This is a genomic window from Streptomyces sp. NPDC043854, from assembly GCF_056436005.1.
Window position 1 is genome coordinate 99,769 of the sequence record NZ_JBWKDK010000012.1, and the last position, 21,829, is coordinate 121,597.

Sequence of the window (21,829 nt, forward strand, 5' to 3'; positions counted from 1 at the left end):
TCTGGGGGCGACCCCCAGGAATCTTCTGCAATTTCTGCACGGCCCAACCGGGCCGCTAGGAATGCTGTGTTCTGTTGGTGGCTGCTGCGGCTGGTCAGCCGGCCATGCGGCGTGCGGCCTCGGTCAGCCGGCTCGCGGTGGAGCCGTCGATGACCTCGTCGCCCACCTGCACCACGATCCCGCCGAGGACCTCGGGGTCCACGTCGAGGTTCAGGTGCATCTGGCGGCCGTACAGCTTGGCCAGCACCGCGCCGAGACGCTGCTTCTGCACGTCGCTGAGCGGAACCGCGGTGGTCACGGTGGCGACCATGCGGTCGCGGCGCTCGGCGGCGAGCTTGGAAAGGGACTCGAGTCCCGATTCCAGGCTACGTCCACGCGGGTGGGTGACCAGTCGCGTCACCAGGCGCTCGGTGGCGGCGTTCGCCTTGCCGCCGAGCAGGCTGCGGAGCAGCTCGCCCTTGGCGGAGGCGGTCGCCTTGCGGTCGGTCAGGGCGGCGCGCAGCTCGGTGCTCGAGGCGAGGATCCGGCCGAAGCGGAAAATCTCGTCCTCGACGTCGTCGAGCGCGCCGGCCTTCTGCGCGGCCGTGAGGTCGGCGGTGTCCGCCAGCTCCTCCAGCGAATCCACCAGGTCGCGGGACTGCGACCAGCGGGAGCGCACCATGCCGGACACCAGGTCGAGGGTCTCCCCGCCAACCTGGCCGCCCAGCAGCCGTGCGACCAGCTCGGCCTTGGCCTCACCCGGCTGCGCCGGGTCCGTGAGGACCCGACGCAGCGAGACCTCGCGGTCGAGCAGCGCGGTGACGGCGGCCAGCTCACCGGCGAGCTTCGCCGCGTCGACGGACGTGCTGTCCGTCAGCGCGTCGAGACGCTCGCGGGAGGCGTGCAGCGCCTCGCGGCTCGCTCCGTTCATCGGGCCGCCTCGGCCTTCGCCTCGAGCTCGTCGAGGAATCGGTCGATGGTGCGGCTCTGCCGCGCGTGGTCCTCGAGGGACTCGCCGACGAGCTTGCCGGCCAGGTCGGTGGCGAGCTTGCCCACGTCCTGGCGCAGCGCCTGCGAGGCGGCCTTGCGGTCGGCCTCGATCTGGGCGTGGCCGGCAGCGATGATCTCCTCGCGCTGCCGCTGGCCCTCTGCGCGCAGCTCTTCCTTGAGCGCAGTGCCCTGCTCCAGCGCTTCCTGGCGCAGGCGAGCGGCCTCGTGCCGGGCCTCGGCGAGCTGGGCCTTGTACTGCTCCAGCACGCTCTGGGCTTCGGTCTGGGCTGCCTCGGCCTTCTCCATACCGCCTTCGATGGCCTCGCGGCGCTCGTCCAGAACCTTGTTGATGTTCGGGAGGAGCTTCTTGGCGAGGAAGCCGAAGACGATGACGAAGGCGATCAGACCGATGACCAGCTCGGGGATCGGCGGGATGAGGGGGTTCTCCACCTCAGCCGCAATCTGAACCAGAGGGTTCACATCAGTGCCTTCCGTCTAAGGGTGTTCGTTACCGCGATCAGGAGGTCGGGTAAACGAACGGCATGACCAGACCGATCAGGGCGAGCGCCTCACAGAAGGCGAAGCCGAGGATCTGGTTGGCGCGGATCAGACCGGCAGCCTCGGGCTGGCGGGCAAGGGCCTGGGTGCCGTTGCCGAAGATGATGCCGACGCCGACGCCGGGGCCGATGGCGGCGAGGCCGTAGCCGATCGAGCCGAGGTTGCCCTTGATTTCGACGCCCTGAGCGAGGGTCTGCGCGAGAACGGACATGCCGGTTCTTCCTTCTCTTTCATGGACCGGTGGGGGTTGGCCACCGGACGACTGATGGTTTGGGGGTGGGGCCGGTCAGTGGTGCTCGGCGACGGCGCCCTGGAGGAAGCTGCAGGCCAGGAGCACGAAGACGTAGGCCTGGACAGCCTGGATGAAGAGCTCGAAGGCGGTCATCACGATGACCATCACGAACGAGACGCCCGCGTAGGCGATGCCGATGCCGTTCAGCAGGTACCAGCTGGCGATCGTGAAGAGCAGCAGCAGGGTGTGACCGGCGAACATGTTCGCGAAGAGACGGACCGCGTGGGTGAAGGGGCGGACCAGGACGTTCGAGAAGAACTCGATCAGCATGACCAGCGGCAGGATCCCGCCGAGCGACTTGTCGTAGCCCGTCAGGTTCTTCAGGCCGCCGATGAAGCCGTGGCGCTTGAAGGTGACCGACATCCACATGACGTAGATGACGAGCGCGAGCCCGGCCGGATAGGCGATGACGGAGGTCACCGGGAACTGGGCGAGCGGAACGATCGACCAGAGGTTGAGGATCCAGACGAAGAAGAACGTCGCGACCATGAAGGGGACGTACTTCTCGCCCTCCTTCTTGCCCAGGGTCTCGTAGACGATGCCGCGGCGGACGAAGTCGTAACCGGCCTCGGCGACCATCTGCAGCTTTCCGGGCACCACCTTCGGCTTGGAGAAAGCCGCCCAGAAGAAGCCGACGATGATGACGCTCCCGAGCAGGGCAAGCAGCATCGTCTTGTTGAAGTAGACGCTGCTGTCCGCGCTGCCGAAGATCGGCTCGAACAGGAACGAGTGCAGGCCAGGAGCCGGGAAGCCACAGCCGTCGAAGATGTGGCAATCGGTCTCGAAGGCGAGCACCTGCGTCGGGTCAGCACTCACCGCGGGCTCCTTCAGCGTGGCGCATAGGTACGGCAACCTCGTTGTGTCGGCGCGGCGCAGGGCCGCGGGTCGGCACGGGACTGGTCTTACGGATGTGGGGGCGGCTGGCAGGCATTGAGCCTCGCGATTGAGCAGGCGTCAGCTCAGATGCCCGCGCCCGCGATGCCGCACACGGCACCGGACGATAGCAGCATCTCGAACGAGCACTTATCCCGCCCCTACCCTTCACGACGAGGACCCCGTGTTTTCGGGCTTGTCACCCTTGTCGGCGTTCGGCTCGACGTAAAGGATCTTGGCCTTCATATGGGCGCGGGTCTGCGCGGCGATCCAGACGAGCGTTGCGACGACCAGCGAAATGGCGAAGGCCTTGGGGTTGAACAGCGTCGTATCCCGGAACGCGGCCACGAAGACGAACAGCAGCAGGATCTGGGTCGTGTAGAGCACCAGACCCATCATCTGGAACAGATGGGGCCACGATCGCGCCGTGCGCTGCAGAACGATGAAGCCGACGCCCATGAAAGCGATCACCACCAGCGTGGCGACGAGCGCACCGATGGCCCCCTTGCCACCCGCGACGACACCGCTGACGATCGCGGCGACGACGCCGGCCACGGCGGTGGGTACAGCGGTTTGCAGGAGGGATCGGACGTCATCAGACCGCATGGCGGGGTAGCTCCGCGTGGTGGTGGGGGTACGGGACTCGTACGGGACGAGCGTAGGCCCGGTCCGAGAGAGAACCTCGAGCCAAAGGGCCGTCGCACTACGGTCCTTCGGCTGCCTCGCCGGGTTTAGTGAACGGTATCACAAACTATTTGATGAGAGCTTTACCTGGGGGGTGTGCCGACTGTCACACATGAGTGGGAACGCGCCCGTGTGTGCGCGACAATCCCGCGGGTTGTGTGCTAATGGCGCCGCATGTCCGACATGCTCCGCCGCCGTCAGCGCGTCGTTTCGGCCTTACGTCGGTCGGGGAAACGCGAACGGGGGCCCACCGCGGTCGCTCCGTTGACGCCCGAGACGCCCACCGCGATCCGCCGGGCGGGCTCCGGCTCCCGGCCCGAGGCGTCCTGCGCGGCGGCCTCGGCGGCCCGCTCGGCGTGCCGGTAGCGCGGCGGCACCAGGAACTCCGCCCAGCGCGGGGCGCGCGGCCTGAAACGCGGCAGGAGCAGCAGGACCAGGCCCACGGCGCTCAGGGCCACGATGGCGAACACGATCCACATCGAGGCGGAGTGCACCGAATAGGCCACCGCCCCGAACGCGATCAGCCCGGACCAGAAGTACATGATCAGGACGGCGCGGCTGTGCGAATGGCCGAGTTCCAGCAGCCGGTGGTGCAGGTGCCCGCGGTCCGCCGCGAACGGCGACTGGCCCTTCCAGGTGCGCCGCACGATGGCCAGGATCAGGTCGGTCATCGGGATCGCGATGATCGTCAGCGGCAGCAGCAGCGGGATGAAGACCGGGAGCATCGCGTGCGTGGCGTTGCGCTCACCGCCGGCGAACAGGGCCATCGTGTCCGGGTCCACCTGCCCGGTGATCGAGATGGCGCCGGCGGCGAGGACCAGGCCGATGAGCATCGAGCCGGAGTCGCCCATGAAGATCCGGGCGGGGTGCATGTTGTGGGGCAGGAACCCCAGGCACATGCCCATCAGGATCGCGGCGAAGAGGGTCGCGGGCGCCGCGGCCTCGATCCCGTAGCCGAACCAGATCCGGTACGCGTACAGGAAGAACGCCGCGGCGGCGATGCACACCATGCCGGCGGCCAGGCCGTCGAGGCCGTCCACGAAGTTCACCGCGTTGATGGTGATGACCACCAGCGCCACCGTGAGCAGGTTGCCCTGCCACTGGGTCAGCGCGACCGTCCCGATCCACGGCACGGGGATCCACAGCACGGTCAGGCCCTGCATGACCATCACACCGGCGGCGATCATCTGCGCGCCGAGCTTGATCAGCGCGTCGATCTCGAACTTGTCGTCCAGGACGCCGATCAGCCAGATCAGCGCGGCCCCCGAGAGCAGGGCCCGCGGCTCGTTCGACAGCTCGAAGACGCCGTTGAGGTTGGGCAGCTGGTCGGCGACCAGCAGGCCCGCGCACAGCCCGCCGAACATGGCGATGCCGCCGAGCCGCGGAGTGGGCTCGCGGTGCACGTCGCGGGCGCGGATCTCCGGCATCGCGCCGGCCGCGATCGCGAACCTCCGCACGGGCCCGGTGAGCAGGTAGGTCACCGCCACCGTGACGCACAGCGTCAGCAGATATTCACGCACGGGCTGCCCCAGATGTATCGCCGGCCATCTCAGCCCCACACATTAGCTGCGATGTCCCCGGTGGCGAGGACGCGAGGAACCCCGGCGGCGGTTGCGGTACACCCTGTTTGTCCCGATTACCGACCATAAGGGGGAAAGGACTGTGCCAGATCGGCCACTTCCCTGCGGGTTTTCGCCGCTTCCCCTTGCAGCGCCGCGGTGAACAGCGCGGCGATCCGCGCCATCTCCGGCTCCCGCATGCCCTGGGTGGTCACGGCCGCCGTGCCCAGGCGGATCCCGCGCTGGTCCCCGTACGGCAGGGCGCAGGTGTCCAGCACGATCCCGATCGCGGCGAGCCGGCCGCGGGCGGTCGGGCCGTCGAGGCCGAGGGGCGCCGGGTCGGCGGTGATCAGGTGCGTGTCCGTGCCGCCCGTCGTCACGGCGAACCCGTGCGCGGTCAGCGCCTCCGCCAGCACCCGCGCGTTGGCCACCACCCGGTGGGCGTACGTGGTGAACGCGGGCCGGGCCGCCTCGCCGAAGGCGACGGCCTTGGCGGCGATGGTGTGCATCTGGGCGCCGCCCTGGGTGAACGGGAACACCGCCCGGTCGATCCGCTCGGCGAACTCCGCGCCGCACAGGATCATCCCGCCGCGCGGGCCGCGCAGCACCTTGTGGGTGGTCGCGCACACGATGTCGGCGTACGGGACGGGGCTGGGCGCGGCCCCGCCGGCGACGAGCCCGATCGGGTGCGCGGCGTCCGCGATGAGGTAGGCCCCCACCTCGTCGGCGATCTCCCGGAAGACCGAGTACTCGGGATGCCTGGGGTAGGAGATCGAACCGCACACGATGGCCTTCGGCCGGCGCGTCCGCGCCAGCTGCTGCACCTGGTGGTAGTCGATCAGGCCCGTCTCGGCGTCGACCCCGTAGCCGACGAAGTCGAACCAGCGGCCGGAGAAGTTGGCCGGTGAGCCGTGCGTGAGGTGCCCGCCGTACGCGAGCCCCATCGCCAGCACGGTGTCCCCCGGCCGCAGCAGCGCGGCGTACGCGGCCAGGACGGCGGACGATCCCGAGTGCGGCTGCACGTTGGCGTGCTCGACCCCGAACAGCGCCCGCGCCCGCTCCACGGCGGTCCGCTCGGCGAGGTCGGCGTACTCGCAGCCGCCGTGGTAGCGGTTGCCCGGGTATCCCTCGGCGTACTTGTTGGCGAGTGCCGAGCCGAGGGCCGCGAGGACGGCGGGCGAGGCGAAGTTCTCGGCGGCGATCAGCTGGAGCGAGGTGGCCTGCCGCTGCGCCTCCCCGGCGAGCACGTCGGCCATCTGCGGGTCCTGCTGCCGGAGCAGGTCCGGGGGCGGGGTGGTGACGCTCATGGCGCGACTCCAGTGGGGATACCGGGTACCGCCACTGTAGGCCCGCCGGGGCCCTCGCGCCCGTGCGGGACGGCCCCGGGGCCCCCGGAGCCGGGGGCGGGCCGCCGGGACCCCGGTCAGGGCCTGCCGACCATGGTCAGCGCGCCGCCGCGACACCCGTCAGGGCCGTGACGACGGGGTCCAGGGCCTGGCTGATCTCGTCGCCGACGGAGCGGAAGTAGGTGATCGGCGCCCCGTACGGGTCGTGCACCTCGTCGGCGTCGGGCGACGGGGCCAGCAGCCACCCGCGGAGCGCCGCCGCGGCCCGTACCAGCGCCCGCGCGCGTTCGACGACGCCGTCGTCCAGGGGCGGCAGCGTCGCCGGGTCTATCGCCCGCACCAGCCGGGTGAACTCCTTCAGCGTGAACGTGCGCAGCCCGGCCGAGTGCCCCATGGAGATGACCTGCGCCCGGTGGTCCCGGGTGGCGGTCAGGACCAGGTCGGCGCGGATGACGTGCTCGTCGAGCAGCTCGCGCCCGGTGAACCCGGAGGCGTCCGCGCCGAAGTCCGCGAGGACGGCCGCCGCGTTCGCCTCCATCGGGGCGCCCTCGTGGCCCCACGTGCCGGCGCTCTCCACGATCAGGCTGCTGGCCGGGGCGTCGCCCAGGCGGTGCGCCAGCGCATGCCGGGTCAGCCGTTCGGTGATGGGCGAGCGGCACACGTTGCCGGTGCTGACGTGGAGGATGCGGAAGGTGCCCGCGCCGTCCGCGGGCGGGAGCTGCCCGTCGGCTATGCCACGCCCCCGAGGGCTCACGGGGCCACCTCGAGGTCGGGTACGACCTCCCGCAGCTGCTCGGCGGTCAGCGCACCCTCGCGCAGCAGGACGGGGACCTTTCCGGTGACGTCGACGATCGACGACGGCTGGATGCCGGGGGTGGGCCCGCCGTCCAGGTACACCGACACGGAGTCGCCGAGCATCGCGCGCGCCGCGTCGCAGTCCTCGGGCGCCGGGTGGCCGCTCAGGTTGGCGGAGGACACGGCCATCGGGCCGACCTCGGTCAGCAGCTCGATCGCGACGGGGTGCAGCGGCATGCGCACGGCGACCGTGCCCCGGGTCTCGCCCAGGTCCCAGGCCAGCGAGGGCTGGTGCTTGGCGACGAGGGTCAGCGCGCCCGGCCAGAAGGCGTCGACGAGCTCCCAGGCCTGCTCGGAGAAGTCCGTGACCAGGCCGTGCAGGGTGTTCGGGGAGCCGATGAGCACCGGGGTCGGCATGGTGCGGGGCCGCCCCTTGGCGGCGAGCAGGTCGCCGACGGCCTCGGGGCTGAAGGCGTCCGCGCCGATCCCGTACAGGGTGTCGGTGGGCAGCACGACCAGCTCGCCGCGGCGCACGGCGGATGCGGCCTCACGCAGGCCCGTCGCGCGGTCCGTGGCGTCGTTGCAGTCGTATCGCCGGGCCATCAGCGGGCCTCCTCGTTCAGCAGGTGGGTGGCGGGAAGGGGGGCGCTCACGGCAGTGCCTTGCGGGCGGTCGCGAAGCGCGGGCGGTTGTTGAGGTCGGGGTGGTCGGCGGCGTCGGCCCAGCCCAGCTCCTCGGCGAAGATCCACGGAACCTGGCCGCCCTGGGTGTCGGCGTGCTCGACGACGACGATGCCGCCGGGCCGCAGCAGCCGGTGGGCGGTCCGCTCGATGCCGCGAATGGTGTCGAGGCCGTCCTCGCCGGAGAAGAGCGCCATCTCCGGGTCGTGGTCGCGGGCCTCGGGGGCGACGTACTCCCACTCGGTGAGCGGGATGTACGGCGGGTTCGAGATCACCAGGTCGACCTGGCCGTCCAGCTCGGGCAGGGCCTCCAGGGCGTCGCCGTAGTGGACGGTGACCCGCGAGCCCTCGGCGTTCTTGCGGGCCCAGCGCAGGGCGTCCTCGGACAGCTCCACGGCGTGCACGCGCGAGCGCGGCACCTCCTGGGCCATGGCGAGCGCGATGGCTCCGGACCCGGTGCACAGGTCCACGATCAGCGGTTCGACGACGTCCATCGCCCGGACGGCCTGTATGGCCCAGTCCACGACCGACTCGGTCTCGGGCCGGGGCACGAACACCCCGGGCCCGACCTGGAGCTCCAGGTACCGGAAGAAGGCGCGGCCGGTGATGTGCTGGAGCGGCTCGCGCGCCTCGCGGCGGGCGACGGCCTCCCAGTAGCGGGCGTCGAAGTCCGCGTCCTTGACGCGGTGCAGTTCCCCCCGTTTGACGCCGTGGACGAAGGCCGCGAGCTCCTCGGCGTCGAAGCGCGGTGAGGGCACGCCTGCGGCGGCCAGCCGCTGGGTGGCCTGGGCCACCTCGGCAAGCAGCAAGTTCACGCTGGTCCTCCGGGCTTGCTGTCGTACGGGGGAGGGGGTTGGGTCAGTTCGGGTTCGCGGCCGCGAGCTTGGCGGCCGAGTCCGTGTCGGCGCACGACTGGATGACCGGGTCGAGGTCGCCGTCGAGCACCTGGTCCAAGTTGTACGCCTTGAAGCCGGTCCGGTGGTCCGAGATCCGGTTTTCCGGGAAGTTGTACGTACGGATCTTCTCGGACCGGTCGACGGTGCGGACCTGGCTGCGGCGGGCGTCGGCGGCCTCCTGCTCGGCTGCCTCCTGGGCGGCGGCCAGCAGGCGGGAGCGCAGGATGCGCATGGCCTGCTCCTTGTTCTGGAGCTGGCTCTTCTCGTTCTGGCAGGACGCGACCACACCGGTGGGCAGGTGGGTGATGCGGACGGCGGAGTCCGTGGTGTTGACGGACTGGCCGCCGGGGCCGGACGAGCGGTACACGTCGATGCGCAGGTCGTTCGGGTTGATCTCGACCTCGACCTCCTCGGCCTCCGGGGTGACGAGCACGCCGGCGGCGGAGGTGTGGATGCGGCCCTGGGACTCGGTGGCCGGCACGCGCTGGACGCGGTGCACGCCGCCCTCGTACTTCAGGCGGGCCCACACGCCCTGGCCGGGCTCGGTGGCACCGTTGCCGCCCTTGGTGCGGACGGAGACCTGGACGTCCTTGTAGCCGCCGAGCTCGGACTCGGTGGAGTCGATGATCTCGGTCTTCCAGCCCACGCGTTCGGCGTAGCGCAGGTACATGCGCAGCAGGTCGCCGGCGAACAGGGCGGACTCGTCGCCGCCCGCGCCCGCCTTGATCTCCAGCAGCACGTCCTTGTCGTCGCTGGGGTCGCGCGGGACGAGCAGCAGGCGGAGCTTCTCGGTGAGCTCCTCGCGGTGCGCGGTGAGCTCCTTGACCTCGGCTGCGAAGTCGGGGTCGTCGGCGGCGAACTCCTTCGCCGTCTCGATGTCGTCGGCCGACTGCTTCCACGCCCGGTAGGTGGCGATGATCGGGGTCAGCTCCGCGTAGCGCTTGTTCAGCTTGCGCGCGTTGGCCTGATCGGAGAAGACCGAAGGGTCGGCGAGCTTCTTCTCGAGGTCGGCGTGCTCGCCGACCAGTTCCTCGACCGCCTCGAACATCGGGGGCTCCTGGGGTGAAAGTACGGAAAAGGGCTGCGGGACGACAAAGGCGCCGGCCCGGCCGCGCCCGCGTGAGCGGGGTGCGGCCGGGGTCCGGCGCCGTGGGCTCGCTACTTCGAGCCGGCAGCCTTGCCGAAGCGGGCCTCGAAGCGGGCGACACGGCCACCGGTGTCGAGGATCTTCTGCTTGCCCGTGTAGAACGGGTGGCACTCGGAGCAGACCTCGGCACGGATGGTGCCCTCGGTCAGGGTGCTACGGGTGGTGAACGACGCGCCGCAGGTGCAGCTGACCTGGGTCTCGACGTACTCGGGGTGAACATCGCGCTTCAAGGTGTCTCCTAGATTCGGGAGGGCGCCGGGTCGCAGGGGCCGAATTGCCGCGTGCGTGAACCGGGGCCGACAGACCAGTCTGCCAGGACCGGGCTGCCTGTCAAAATTCCGGGAACGCACTCCTCAACCAGGAGGGCCCGGCATCTATTCCGCTCCCCCGCGATCCCGTCCGGGCGGGTGTTTCGCGGGGGCGTCGGGGCAGCTCAGGGGCGGGCCGGGCGCTGGCGGACGCCGGACGCCAGCTAGCGGACGATGTCGCCGGCCGAGCTCTTGTCGCCGGCGGAGTTCGCCGTGGCCTCGGCGGGGACCGGCTGCTCGGCCAGCAGGGCGTCCCAGACCATCTTGGACTCCTTGGCGAGCGGCGCGACGCGGTTGGGGTCGTAGCGGTCCGCGGTCACCGGCAGGGTGATCATCTGCATGTTCTGGGCTTCGATGCCCTGGAGGCTCTGGGCGAAGCCCATGAGGGACTTCACGTCGCCGAGCGGCTTGTCGGTGGTGAGCGCCTTGGTGCCGGTGTCGGCGAGGTCGAGCAGCCGCTTGGGGTTGTCGAAGATGCCGATGCCCTTGACCTGCTTGATCAGGGCCTTGATGAACGCCTGCTGGAGCTGTATTCGGCCGAGGTCGCTGCCGTCGCCGACGCTCTTGCGGGTCCGGACCAGGCCCAGGGCCTGTTCTCCGTTCAGGCGGTTGGGGCCGGCCGGCAGGTCGAGGTGGCTTCCGTCGTCCTTGATCGGCTTGGTGGTGGTCACCTCGACGCCGCCGAGGTTGTCGATGATCTTCTTGAAGCCCGTGAAGTCGACCTCGATGTAGTGGTCCATGCGGATCCCCGACATCTTCTCGACGGTCTTGACCGCGCAGGCCGCCCCGCCGATGGTGAACGACTCGTTGAACTGCGAGCGTGAGCTGCCGCGGTCGGTCTTTCCGTTGCTCGTGGTGCAGGAGGGGCGGTTGACCATGGTGTCGCGCGGGATCGACACGACGGTGGCCTTCTTGTGGCCCTCGTACAGGTGGACGATCATCGCGGTGTCGGAGCGGGCCGAGCCGCCGTCGTCGCGGCCGTACTCGCCGTTGGCGCCGGCGCGCGAGTCGGAGCCGAGGACGAGGATGTCCATCGAGCCGTTGTCCACGTTCTGGGGGCGGTCGGCGCCGAGCGCCTGGTCGATGTCGACCGTCTTCAGATTTCCGTTGATCTTGAAGTAGAACCAGCCGAGCCCCGCCCCGCCGAGGAGAACCACACCGGCCGCACTCCAGGCGGCTATGGCCAGAGCCTTCCGCTTCGCCGGTTTCTGTCGGTGCCGGTCCGCGGCGGCGCGCCGCCCCCCGCCCCTGCTCTCCTCGCTCATGCTCTCCTCAGTCCTGGGCGCGGGCCCGGCCGTCCGTCCGGCCTCGGGCTACCCCCGCCTGCCCCCTGACACAGACGGGTGAACGCCTCCGGGGGTTCCACGGCCCGGCCGCACCGGGCCCGCGGCGCCGCGGATGTGGCGAAGGTCGCACCGGCGGCCGGGACGGGCGGGGCAGCAGCGCCGGAAGGGGCGTACGGGGCCGCAGGGGCCGCGCTGGAGGCCGTACGGAGGCCTTCCGCAACCGGGGGGCAGTGCCGGTAGCCGGGGCACTGCCCGTAAACGGCCGGCGGTGCCCGTACGGGCCCGCGTCCCCGTACGGACGGAAACGCGGGACCGCCCCCGCCGCGGCTGCGGTGGGGGCGGTCCCGTGGGTGCCGTGACGGCGGCGGTCAGTCGTCGTTCTTGCCCGCCGGGGTCGTCTTGGCGATCTGCATCAGGAACTCGGCGTTCGACTTCGTCTGCTTCATCTTGTCGAGCAGCAGCTCGATGGCCTGCTGCGAGTCGAGCGCGTGCAGCACCCGGCGCAGCTTCCAGACGATGGAGAGCTCCTCGCTGTTGAGGAGGATCTCCTCCTTGCGGGTGCCCGACGGGTCGACGTCGACGGACGGGAAGATGCGCTTGTCGGCGAGCTTCCGGTCGAGCTTGAGCTCCATGTTGCCGGTGCCCTTGAACTCCTCGAAGATCACCTCGTCCATGCGCGAGCCGGTGTCGACCAGCGCGGTGGCCAGGATGGTCAGCGAGCCGCCGTCCTCGATGTTGCGCGCGGCACCGAAGAAGCGCTTCGGCGGGTACAGCGCGGTCGAGTCGACACCACCGGACAGGATGCGGCCGGAGGCGGGCGCCGCGAGGTTGTACGCGCGGCCCAGACGGGTGATGGAGTCCAGCAGGACGACCACGTCGTGGCCCAGCTCGACGAGGCGCTTGGCGCGCTCGATGGCCAGCTCGGCGACGGTGGTGTGGTCCTCGGCCGGGCGGTCGAAGGTCGAGGAGATGACCTCGCCCTTGACCGACCGCTGCATGTCGGTGACCTCTTCCGGACGCTCGTCGACGAGGACGACCATCAGGTGGCACTCGGGGTTGTTCGTGGTGATCGCGTTGGCGATCGCCTGCATGATCATGGTCTTGCCGGTCTTCGGCGGGGCCACGATCAGACCGCGCTGGCCCTTGCCGATCGGCGAGACCAGGTCGATGATGCGCGTCGTCAGCACGCCCGGGTCGGTCTCCAGGCGGAGCCGGTCCTGCGGGTAGAGCGGGGTCAGCTTCTGGAACTCGGGGCGGCCGCGGCCGGACTCGGGCGCCATGCCGTTGACGGAGTCCAGGCGCACGAGCGCGTTGAACTTCTCGCGGCGCTCGCCGTCCTTGGGCTGGCGCACGGCACCGGTGATGTGGTCGCCCTTGCGCAGACCCGCCTTGCGGACCTGGGCGAGGGAGACGTACACGTCGTTGGGGCCGGGCAGGTAGCCCGAGGTCCGGATGAACGCGTAGTTGTCGAGGATGTCGAGGATGCCCGCGACGGGGATCAGGACGTCGTCGTCGGCGACCTGCGGCTCGCCCGGGGCGAACTCGTCACGGCCGCGGCGGCCACGGCGGTCGCGGTAGCGGCCGCGACGGCCGCGACGGCCGCCCTCGTCCTCGAAGTCGTCCTGGGGCCCGGCGTCCTGGCGGCCCTGCTGACCGCCCTGCTGGCCCTGGCCGCGGCCGCCCTGCTGGCGGTCGCCACGGCCGCCGCCCTGGCCCTGGCCCGGCGCGCCCTGGCCCTGGTCGTCGGCCTTGGCACCGCGTTCACGGCGGTCGCGCTGGCGCTCCCCGCGCTCCCCGCGCTCGCGGCGGTCACGGCGGCTGCGGCCCTCGCCCTCCTGGCCGCCCTGGGCGGGCGCGGAGACGGCGGTGGCGGCCTCGGCCTTGGTCTCGGCGGGCGCGGCGGCCGTGGCGGTCTCGGGCTTGGCCTCGACGGTCACGGTGGCGGCGGCCGCGTTCTCCGGGCTGCCGGAGGGGGCGGTGGCGCGGCGGCGGCGGCGCTCGCCGGCCGGGGCCTCGTCTCCGCCGGCCGGCTGGCCCGGGATCTCGATCTGCGCCGCGGCGGCGGCCTTCTCGGCGGGCGCCTCGGCGGCGGCCTCGCCCGTACGGGCCTTGCTGGTGGCGCGGCGCTTCGGCTTGGCCTCGGCTGCGTCGGCGGCGGGGGCCGCGGCCTTGGCGGCACTGCCGCCGCCCGCCTGCGCCTCCTTGATGACCTCGATCAGCTGGCTCTTGCGCATGCGCGCGGTGCCCCTGATACCGAGGCCCGACGCGACCTGCTGCAGCTCGGCCAGGACCATGCCCTCGAGGCCGGTGCCGGAGCGGCGACGCTTGGGCGCGGAGGCCGCGGCGGGAGCGCTGGCGTCGACAGAGGTGTCGGCAGCGCCCATCAGATCGGTGGTGTCGCTCACGAAGGGTCCTTCCCTGGAGCGGACGTCGGCCTGTCTGGCTCGGCGACCGGTTGTGCTGTCCGGCAGCAGTCCTAGGTGTGTGGACTGAGCCGGGGCGGTATTCCGCCGGTAGAGGTACGGCGGAGAGAAACGTGCATGGGTGGTTCCGGCGAGAGGCCCCCGAGCTGGAAGCGTGGGAAATTCACGCCGATTCCGATTCCGGAGCGTGCTCGAAACTGCCGGACGTGATCAAAGCAGTCGGGGAGGCTCCCGGAAGAAAGGTGGTCCCGGATGGGGACACTGAGCGCCGAGCCAGGGCGGCTTCGGCTGCACACTTGAGAGTAACACTACCGGATCCAACAGATATTCCCCCTCTCAATCACCGGCAATCGCGCCGTCCGCGCGGGCGGCCTGCCCCGGCCGCCCGCCCCGTCGGCTGCCCAGCCCGTAGGGCTAGCCGCCCTGGGTGCCCAGCGGAAGTACGCTCGCGCCCGCGGCGTCGAGGGCCAGCCGGTTGGCCGCCCATCCCTCGCCCGCGAGCTGCGCGACCTTGTCGGCCGCGCCGCCTTCGACCAGCGCGAGGACCGTGGGGCCCGCGCCGGAGATGACCGCGGGGATGCCGTCCGCCCGCAGTCGGTTGACGAGTGCCACGCTCTCGGGCATCGCCGGGGACCGGTACTCCTGGTGGAGCCGGTCTTCGGTGGCCGGCAGCAGCAGCTCGGGACGCCTGGTCAGGGCTTCGACGAGCAGGGCCGCGCGGCCCGCGTTGGCGGCCGCGTCCACGTGCGGGACGGTGCGCGGCAGCAGGCCGCGCACCGTCTCGGTGAGGACGGGCTTGGAGGGGACGAAGACCACCGGAACGATGGAACCGGAGGGCTCCATGCGGATCGCCTTGGCGCTGCCGCCGTCCATCCAGGCCAGGGTGAAGCCGCCGAGCAGGCAGGCGGCGACGTTGTCGGGGTGGCCCTCGATCTCGGTGGCCAGTTCCAGCAGGGCCGCGTCGTCGAGCCTGGCCTCGCCGCCTATGGTGACGGCGCGGGCGGCGACGATGCCGGCGCAGATGGCGGCCGAGGAGGAGCCGAGGCCGCGGCCGTGCGGGATGCGGTTGGCGCAGACGACCTCGAGGCCGCGCGGCTGTCCGCCCAGCAGGTCGAAGGCGGTGCGCATGGAGCGTACGAGCAGGTGGTTCTCGTCCCGCGGGAGGGTTTCGGCGCCCTCGCCCGCGATGTCGATGTCGAGGCCGGAGTCGGCCACCCGGACGACCACGTCGTCGTAGAGCCCCAGGGCCAGCCCGAGGGCGTCGAAGCCCGGGCCGAGGTTGGCACTGCTGGCGGGGACGCGCACCCGTACGGCGGCGGCGCGGAACGCTGGACCGGCCATCGTCCGATGACACTCCTTGTGACTGTGCGAGAAGTTCGCTGCGAATGTACTGGAGAAGGTACGACACCCGGGGGCCCTCGGGGCAGCACCGCGGTCATATGCACGGTGGCGGATGTCAGTACAGCGTATCGAAGGAGGGTTCTCCCGCGACATAGGGCGCACAGGAGGCGCACGGTGCGTGTCGCGTCCTTGACCCCGAATTCCGTTGGGTTTTGCCGCCGTACGGCCCGAGTTGCCGGATCCCGTGCGCCTTCCGGAACGACCCGGGAAGGCCCGGGAAGGCCCCGGGAGAAGCCGGAATCCGGCAACTCGGCCGGCAACTCGGCGCGGACGGCCCGGGCTTCGGCGGCCGCCGGCGGCACCGTGACGGCGTCTCGGTGCCGCGCCCGCCTCGGCGGGGCCGGTCGGCCTCGCCGAGGCGGGCAGCCGGTCAGACCAGGCCGAGGCGGACGGCCGCGGCCTCCGCGTTCACCGGTACGGTGACGGGCTGCGGAGCGCCGGCGACCGCCCAGTCGGGGTCCTTCAGGCCGTTGCCCGTGACCGTGCACACGATCTTCTGGCCGGGGTCGACCAGGCCCAGCTCGGCCGCCTTGAGCAGGCCGGCCACCGAAGCGGCCGAGGCGGGCTCGACGAAGACGCCCTCCTGCGCGGCCAACAGCCGGTACGCGGCCAGGATCTGGCGGTCCGTCACCTCGTCGATGAAACCGCCCGACTCGTCGCGCGCGGCCAGCGCGTACTCCCAGGAGGCCGGGTTGCCGATGCGGATCGCGGTGGCGATGGTCTGCGGCTCCTTGACGACCTCGCCGCGCACGATCGGCGCGGAACCGGAGGCCTGGAAACCCCACACGCGGGGCGTACGGGAGGCCAGGCCGTCGGCCTTGTACTCCTTGAAGCCCTTCCAGTACGCCGTGATGTTGCCGGCGTTGCCGACGGGCAGCACGTGGACGTCGGGGGCGTCGCCGAGCGCGTCGACGATCTCGAACGCGGCCGTCTTCTGGCCCTCGATGCGCACCGGGTTGACGGAATTGACCAGCGCCACCGGGTAGTTGTCGGAGAGGGCGCGGGCCAGGTCGAGGCAGTCGTCGAAGTTGCCGTCCACCTGGAGGATCTTCGCGCCGTGCACGAGGGCCTGGCCCATCTTGCCGAGCGCGATCTTCCCGCGGGGCACGAGGACCGCGGAGACCATCCCGGCGCGCACCGCGTACGCGGCCGCGGAGGCCGAGGTGTTGCCGGTGGAGGCGCAGATGACGGCCTTGGCGCCGTCCTCCTTGGCCTTGGTGATCGCCATGGTCATGCCGCGGTCCTTGAAGGACCCGGTGGGGTTCGCGCCCTCGACCTTGAGGTGCACCTCGCAGCCCGTGCGCTCGGAGAGGACCTGCGCGGGTACGAGGGGAGTACCGCCCTCGCGGAGCGTCACCACCGGCGTCGTGTCCGTGACCGGCAGCCGGTCCCGGTACTCCTCGATGATGCCGCGCCACTGGTGGGTGCGATTGCTGCTCATGGGTCCTTACTCCCCTTCAACACGCATGATGCTGGCGACACCGCGGACGGTGTCCAGCTTCCGCAGCGCCTCGACGGTCCCGGAGAGGGCGGCGTCGGGGGCGCGGTGGGTGACGACGACGAGGGAAGCCTCGCCGTCCTTGCCCTTCTGCCGGACGGTGTCGATCGAGACACCGTGCTCCGCGAAGACCGTCGCCACCTGGGCGAGGACACCCGGCTTGTCGGCCACATCGAGGCTGATGTGGTAGCGGGTGACGACGTCCCCCATGGGGCTGACCGGCAGCTGGGTGTACGCCGACTCGCCGGGCCCCGTTGCCTCGGCGAGCTTGTTCCGGCAGACGGCGACGAGGTCGCCCAGGACCGCCGAGGCGGTCGGCGAACCGCCCGCGCCGGGCCCGTAGAACATGAGCCGCCCGGCGGCCTCCGCCTCGACGAAGACGGCGTTGTACGCCTCGCGGACGGAGGCGAGCGGGTGGCTGAGCGGGATCATCGCCGGGTGCACGCGCGCCGTGACGGACCCGCCGTCGGCGGCCCGCTCGCAGATCGCGAGCAGCTTGATGGTGCAGCCCATGCGCTTGGCGGAGGCGAAGTCGGAGGCGGTGACCTCGGTCATGCCCTCGCGGTAGACGTCGTCGAGCCGGACCCGGGTGTGGAAGGCGATCCCGGCGAGGATGGCGGCCTTGGCGGCGGCGTCGTAGCCCTCGACGTCGGCGGTCGGGTCGGCCTCGGCGTACCCGAGCGCGGTGGCCTCGTCCAGGGCCTCCTGGTAGCCGGCGCCGGTGGAGTCCATCTTGTCGAGGATGAAGTTCGTCGTGCCGTTGACGATGCCCATCACCCGGTTGATCTTGTCGCCGGCGAGGGACTCGCGCAGCGGGCGGATCAGCGGGATGGCGCCGGCCACGGCGGCCTCGTAGTAGAGGTCCAGCCCGGCCTGCCCGGCGGCCGCGTGCAGGGCGGCGCCGTCCTGGGCGAGGAGCGCCTTGTTCGCCGAGACGACGGAGATACCGTGGTCGAAGGCGGTGGTGATGAGGCTGCGGGCCGGCTCGATGCCGCCGATGACCTCGATGGCGACGTCGATGTCGCCCCGTTTGAGCAGGGCGGTCGCATCGGTGGTGACCAGCGCGGGGTCGATGCCCTCGCGCACCTTCGAGGGGCGGCGCACGGCGACGCCCGCCAGCTCGACGGGCGCGCCGATCCGGGCCGTCAGATCGTCGGCGTGCGTCGTCATGATGCGCGCCACCTCTGAGCCGACCACTCCACAGCCCAGCAGCGCCACCTTCAGCGGACGCGTACGCATCATTCGACCTACGCCTTTCGATCTTCCTTCGGCTCCCGGCGGACGGTTTGCGCGCCGGGTTTGAACCAGTCTCACCCAATGGACACGAGTTTCCACCCTCGGTCCATTGAGTGAGACACCTATTTCATCATCCGAGGTCGAGACGGAGGAGGTCTTCCTCCGTCTCGCGCCGGACGATCACCCGCGCCGCCCCGTCGCGCACGGCGACGACGGGCGGGCGGAGCGCATGGTTGTAGTTGCTGGCCATGGAGCGGCAGTACGCCCCGGTGGCCGGTACGGCGATCAGGTCGCCGGGGGCCAGATCGGCCGGCAGGTAGGCGTCCTTGACCACGATGTCACCGCTCTCGCAGTGCTTGCCGACGACGCGAGCGAGCACGGGTTCGGCGTCGGAGGTGCGGGACACGAGGGTGACGGAGTACTCGGCGTCGTAGAGGGCCGTGCGGATGTTGTCGGACATGCCGCCGTCCACGGACACGTACGTGCGCAGCCCCTCCAGCGGCTTGATCGTCCCGACCTCGTAGAGCGTGAACGCGGTCGGCCCGACGATGGCGCGGCCCGGCTCGACGGAGATGCGGGGCGCGCGCAGCCCGGCGGCCTCGCACTCGCGGGCGACGATCTCGTGCAGGGCCTTGGCGATCTCGTGGGGCTCGCGCGGGTCGTCGGAGGAGGTGTAGGCGATGCCGAGGCCGCCGCCGAGGTCGATCTCGGGCAGCTCGATGCCGTGCTCGTCGCGTACGGCGGCCAGCAGCCGGACGACGCGGCGGGCGGAGACCTCGAAGCCGGCCATGTCGAAAATCTGCGAGCCGATGTGGGAGTGGACGCCGAGCAGTTCGAGGCTGTCGTGGCCGAGGGCGCGGCGTACGGCCTCGGCGGCGGAGCCGTCGGCGACGGCGATGCCGAACTTCTGGTCCTCGTGGGCGGTGGCGATGAACTCGTGGGTGTGCGCCTCCACGCCGACGGTCACGCGGATCTGCACGGGCTGGCGCACGCCGTGCTCGCGGGCGATGTGCGCGACGCGGGCGATCTCCTGGAAGGAGTCGAGGACGATCCGCCCGACGCCGGCCCCGATCGCGCGGGTGATCTCCGCCACGGACTTGTTGTTGCCGTGGAAGGCGATGCGCTCGGCGGGCATCCCGGCGGCGAGGGCGGTGGCCAGCTCCCCGCCGGAGCAGACGTCGAGGTTGAGCCCCTCTTCCCGGAGCCAGCGGACGACGGCCTTGGAGAGGAACGCCTTCCCGGCGTAGAAGACGTCGGCGTCCGGGCCGAAGGCGTGGGCCCAGGCGCGGCAGCGGGCCCGGAAGTCCTCCTCGTCGAGGAAGTAGGCGGGGGTCCCGAACTCCTCGGCGAGGTGGGTGACCTCGACGCCGCCGACGCTGACGACGCCGTCGTCGTTCCGCCGGACGGTCCGGGGCCAGACCTTCTCGTCAAGGGCGTTGAGGTCGGCGGGCGGCGGCGTGTAGTGGCCCTCGGGCAGGACGTCGGCGTGGCGGGGGCCGGCGGGGTGCGCGGAACGGCTCATCGGTGTCTCTCTTCGCGGATCACAGGCAGTCGGGTGCGTCGATGCCGAGCAGGGCCAGGCCGCCGGCCAGCACCGTCCCGGCGGCTTCGGCAAGGGCGAGCCGGGCGCGGTGGGCGGCCGAGGGTTTCTCGTCCCCCTTGGGCAGGACGCGGTACTGGAAGTCGAGCAGCGCGTCGGCCAGCTCGACGAGATGCCTGACCAGCCGCTCGGGCGCACGGTGGTGCGCGGCGGCTTCGAGGACGAGGGGATGGTCGGCGAGCACGCGCAGCAGCGCCGCGCAGTCGCCGCCCCGGACGGGCAGCATCTCGGGCCCGAACCCGAGCAGCCGGGCATGGCGCACCAGCGCGACAGCGCACGCGTGGGCGTACCGAACCCGAAAGAACTCGCTGGACTCGTCCTGGACGAGCAGCCGATCGCTGAAGGAGGGCGTCTCGTGGGCCGGGACGCAGAGCATGGCCCAGACGGCGGCGTCGGCCCCGAAGCGCGCGAGGACATCGCCGTCCCGCCGGGCAACGGGCGCAACATTCCGGGGAGGTGCCCCGTCCGCGCACCCCTGGCTCCGCAGGATCCGCCCGACGGCCCGCTCGACGGCTCCGGCACGCAACTCGGCGGCCGGAAGGGAGGCTCCGGTCGCGGCGGCGCCGGAGCCGACGGCGGCATCGGAGACGGCAGCGGCGACGGCAGCGGAGCGGTGGAGCACGTCCCGCACCACATCGACGGAGGACCGCTCCTCCAGCACGAAGTTCAGGAAGCCGGCTCCGGTGACCTCGACGCGGGCGATCCCGGCCTCGGCGCCCAGCCGGCCGGCCAGCACCCGGGCCACCTCGCCGGGCGGGCGGCCGGCGGACTTGGCGACCTGGAAGGCGACGGGGGTGGCGTACTCCCCCACCCCGCCGGGGCGGGTCCGCTCCACGACCACCCGCGCGGGCACCGCGGCACGCGCGGGCAGCTCCCCGTCCTCGACGGCGCAGCGCACGGCGCGCACGACGGTACGGGTGAGGTCGGCGGGGGTCACGGGGACCAGCCTAGGGGAGACACCCACCGGTCACGCGAACGGTTTCGCCATGTGAACAGGGGAGTACCGAGGCGGGGTCACCCCCGCCCCCTCCCGGCGGGAGCCCCTTCGCGCCCCTCGCGATCACGCCGCTCGACCAGCCTGCGCACGACCCGCACCAACTCGGCGGGCTCGAAGGGCTTGGCGACGAACGCGTCGACCCCGGCCTCGATCCCGGCCTCCACCTCGTGCTGCGTACAGGCGCTGACGATGGCGACGGGGAGGTGACGGGTCCGCGGATCGGCTTTGAGCTGCGCGGCGGCCCCGAACCCGTCCAGCCGGGGCATGACCACGTCGAGGGTGATCACATCGGGAGCCACCTCGTGCACGACGTCCAGGCACTCGGCACCATCGCTCGCGGTCACGACCTCGAAGCCCTCCAGCTCGAGATTGACCTTGATCAGCTGCCGGATGACCTTGTTGTCGTCGACAACAAGCACCCGGCCCGAGGCGCCTGGCACAACTCGAGAGTAGGTCCGCGCCCGCCCCCGCGTCCGGGTTTTCGTCACTTCCACCCCGTCCGAGCGACCCGGGCGCCCCTGCTCGGGAAACGGTTTCTGATCACCCGGCGGAAGCTGGTAGTGTTCAACCCGTCGCCGCAGAGCGGACGACACGCCCCCGTAGCTCAGGGGATAGAGCAACGGCCTCCGGAGCCGTGTGCGCAGGTTCGAATCCTGCCGGGGGCACTTCGCAAGAAGTGCCATGAGGGCCCTGACCAGCAGAAATGCCGGTCAGGGCCTTTGTCGTACCCGGCAAGTCCGGCCGCTCAAGAGCGGAGACCCGCGGCGCAGCGTCCTGGAAGCCCGTCTCGACGATCTGCCGGGCGCTTCGGCGGACACCGGATCGCTGGCTCTGGCCGTCCCCGCAGCCTGCCTCGACCAGGTGAAGGCCAACAAGTGGATCACGGCCGAGATCCCGCTCGGCGCCAGCCGCCACTTCCACCACGAGGGGCGCTGGTTCGAGATCGGGGACCAGTATCCGGAGGGCATCCGGAGCGAGGTGAACACGCTGCTCACCGCACCGGCCGGCTGTCCCCTGCCGGCCTGGACGGCCGACCTCGCGACGGAGGAGAAGTACAACCTGCAGGCAGCGAAGCTTGGCTACGTCTGCCTGGATCGTCGGCTGATCAAGACCGCCCAGCATCCGCACGGCTTCGAGGCCGCCGACCTGCGCGCGCGGGGCATCGACGTGGCGGTGGTCGGCATTCCGTCACCGGACACCGGCGCCTGAGCCGCGTCCGCAACGGCCGTACCCTGCGACCTGCACCTTCGTGTCACTCAACTAAGGAAGCGGCACATGTCC

The 21,829-nt window shown here is 71.3% G+C and carries 21 protein-coding genes and 1 tRNA gene; 2 read left to right on the top strand and 20 right to left on the bottom strand.

What is annotated here, in order from left to right; all coding sequences use genetic code 11:
• Positions 1–94: 94 nt before the first annotated feature.
• The 20 genes from AC068A_RS14015 to AC068A_RS14110 form a co-directional block, all read right to left on the bottom strand.
• Complete coding sequence (locus AC068A_RS14015; protein WP_478584624.1) at positions 95–910, bottom strand: F0F1 ATP synthase subunit delta; 816 nt, start codon at positions 908–910, stop codon at positions 95–97.
• On the bottom strand, positions 907–1,449 hold the full coding sequence (locus tag AC068A_RS14020; protein ID WP_385422151.1) for a F0F1 ATP synthase subunit B: 543 nt from the start codon (positions 1,447–1,449) through the stop codon (positions 907–909). Before AC068A_RS14020 ends, AC068A_RS14015 begins: the two co-directional genes overlap by 4 nt.
• 37 nt (positions 1,450–1,486) lie before the next feature.
• Positions 1,487–1,738: an ATP synthase subunit c family protein gene (locus AC068A_RS14025; RefSeq protein WP_385422153.1), complete on the bottom strand. Its 252-nt coding sequence runs from the start codon at positions 1,736–1,738 to the stop codon at positions 1,487–1,489.
• A 75-nt stretch (positions 1,739–1,813) separates the two neighbouring features.
• Complete coding sequence (gene atpB, locus AC068A_RS14030; protein WP_478584729.1) at positions 1,814–2,650, bottom strand: F0F1 ATP synthase subunit A; 837 nt, start codon at positions 2,648–2,650, stop codon at positions 1,814–1,816.
• Between the two features lie 210 nt (positions 2,651–2,860).
• Positions 2,861–3,298, bottom strand: a complete 438-nt coding sequence (locus tag AC068A_RS14035) for a hypothetical protein (RefSeq protein WP_478584626.1) — start codon at positions 3,296–3,298, stop codon at positions 2,861–2,863.
• A 275-nt stretch (positions 3,299–3,573) separates the two neighbouring features.
• Positions 3,574–4,896 carry an MraY family glycosyltransferase gene (locus AC068A_RS14040; RefSeq protein ID WP_478584628.1) on the bottom strand — a complete coding sequence of 441 codons (1,323 nt, stop codon included), beginning with the start codon at positions 4,894–4,896 and terminating at the stop codon, positions 3,574–3,576.
• Between the two features lie 116 nt (positions 4,897–5,012).
• Positions 5,013–6,242 carry a serine hydroxymethyltransferase gene (locus AC068A_RS14045; protein ID WP_478584630.1) on the bottom strand — a complete coding sequence of 410 codons (1,230 nt, stop codon included), beginning with the start codon at positions 6,240–6,242 and terminating at the stop codon, positions 5,013–5,015.
• A 136-nt stretch (positions 6,243–6,378) separates the two neighbouring features.
• A complete protein-coding gene (locus tag AC068A_RS14050) occupies positions 6,379–7,035 on the bottom strand; it encodes an arsenate reductase/protein-tyrosine-phosphatase family protein (RefSeq protein ID WP_478584631.1) in 657 nt (218 codons plus the stop codon).
• The gene (locus AC068A_RS14055) at positions 7,032–7,679 is read right to left on the bottom strand and encodes an L-threonylcarbamoyladenylate synthase (RefSeq protein WP_478584633.1); all 648 of its coding nucleotides are present in this window, start codon (positions 7,677–7,679) and stop codon (positions 7,032–7,034) included. The genes AC068A_RS14050 and AC068A_RS14055 overlap by 4 nt, the downstream gene beginning before the upstream one ends.
• Positions 7,680–7,725: 46 nt before the next feature.
• Positions 7,726–8,571, bottom strand: coding sequence for a peptide chain release factor N(5)-glutamine methyltransferase (prmC, locus tag AC068A_RS14060; RefSeq protein ID WP_478584635.1), 846 nt, complete (start codon positions 8,569–8,571; stop codon positions 7,726–7,728).
• Positions 8,572–8,614: 43 nt separating this feature from the next.
• Complete coding sequence (gene prfA, locus AC068A_RS14065) at positions 8,615–9,700, bottom strand: peptide chain release factor 1 (protein WP_478584637.1); 1,086 nt, start codon at positions 9,698–9,700, stop codon at positions 8,615–8,617.
• 110 nt (positions 9,701–9,810) lie between these two features.
• Positions 9,811–10,029: a 50S ribosomal protein L31 gene (gene rpmE / locus AC068A_RS14070; protein ID WP_030153765.1), complete on the bottom strand. Its 219-nt coding sequence runs from the start codon at positions 10,027–10,029 to the stop codon at positions 9,811–9,813.
• A gap of 242 nt (positions 10,030–10,271) precedes the next feature.
• Entirely contained in the window at positions 10,272–11,372 is a 1,101-nt protein-coding gene (locus AC068A_RS14075) for an LCP family protein (RefSeq protein WP_478584640.1), read from the bottom strand.
• Positions 11,373–11,761: 389 nt separating this feature from the next.
• Complete coding sequence (gene rho, locus AC068A_RS14080) at positions 11,762–13,798, bottom strand: transcription termination factor Rho (RefSeq protein WP_478584641.1); 2,037 nt, start codon at positions 13,796–13,798, stop codon at positions 11,762–11,764.
• A gap of 432 nt (positions 13,799–14,230) precedes the next feature.
• Positions 14,231–15,157, bottom strand: a complete 927-nt coding sequence (gene thrB / locus AC068A_RS14085; RefSeq protein WP_478584643.1) for a homoserine kinase — start codon at positions 15,155–15,157, stop codon at positions 14,231–14,233.
• Positions 15,158–15,587: 430 nt separating this feature from the next.
• A complete protein-coding gene (gene thrC, locus AC068A_RS14090; protein WP_478584645.1) occupies positions 15,588–16,658 on the bottom strand; it encodes a threonine synthase in 1,071 nt (356 codons plus the stop codon).
• Positions 16,659–16,664: 6 nt separating this feature from the next.
• Positions 16,665–17,957, bottom strand: coding sequence for a homoserine dehydrogenase (locus AC068A_RS14095; protein ID WP_478584646.1), 1,293 nt, complete (start codon positions 17,955–17,957; stop codon positions 16,665–16,667).
• Between the two features lie 124 nt (positions 17,958–18,081).
• A complete protein-coding gene (gene lysA, locus AC068A_RS14100; protein WP_478584648.1) occupies positions 18,082–19,473 on the bottom strand; it encodes a diaminopimelate decarboxylase in 1,392 nt (463 codons plus the stop codon).
• A 19-nt stretch (positions 19,474–19,492) separates the two neighbouring features.
• Positions 19,493–20,488, bottom strand: coding sequence for an ArgS-related anticodon-binding protein NrtL (gene nrtL, locus AC068A_RS14105; RefSeq protein ID WP_478584650.1), 996 nt, complete (start codon positions 20,486–20,488; stop codon positions 19,493–19,495).
• A gap of 77 nt (positions 20,489–20,565) precedes the next feature.
• Complete coding sequence (locus AC068A_RS14110) at positions 20,566–21,042, bottom strand: response regulator (RefSeq protein WP_478584731.1); 477 nt, start codon at positions 21,040–21,042, stop codon at positions 20,566–20,568.
• Positions 21,043–21,141: 99 nt separating this feature from the next.
• On the opposite strand from AC068A_RS14110, the gene AC068A_RS14115 reads away from it, so the two are divergent.
• A tRNA-Arg gene (locus AC068A_RS14115) sits at positions 21,142–21,213 on the top strand.
• A 16-nt stretch (positions 21,214–21,229) separates the two neighbouring features.
• Positions 21,230–21,757, top strand: coding sequence for a TIGR04141 family sporadically distributed protein (locus AC068A_RS14120; protein WP_478584652.1), 528 nt, complete (start codon positions 21,230–21,232; stop codon positions 21,755–21,757).
• The last annotated feature ends 72 nt before the right edge of the window (positions 21,758–21,829 follow it).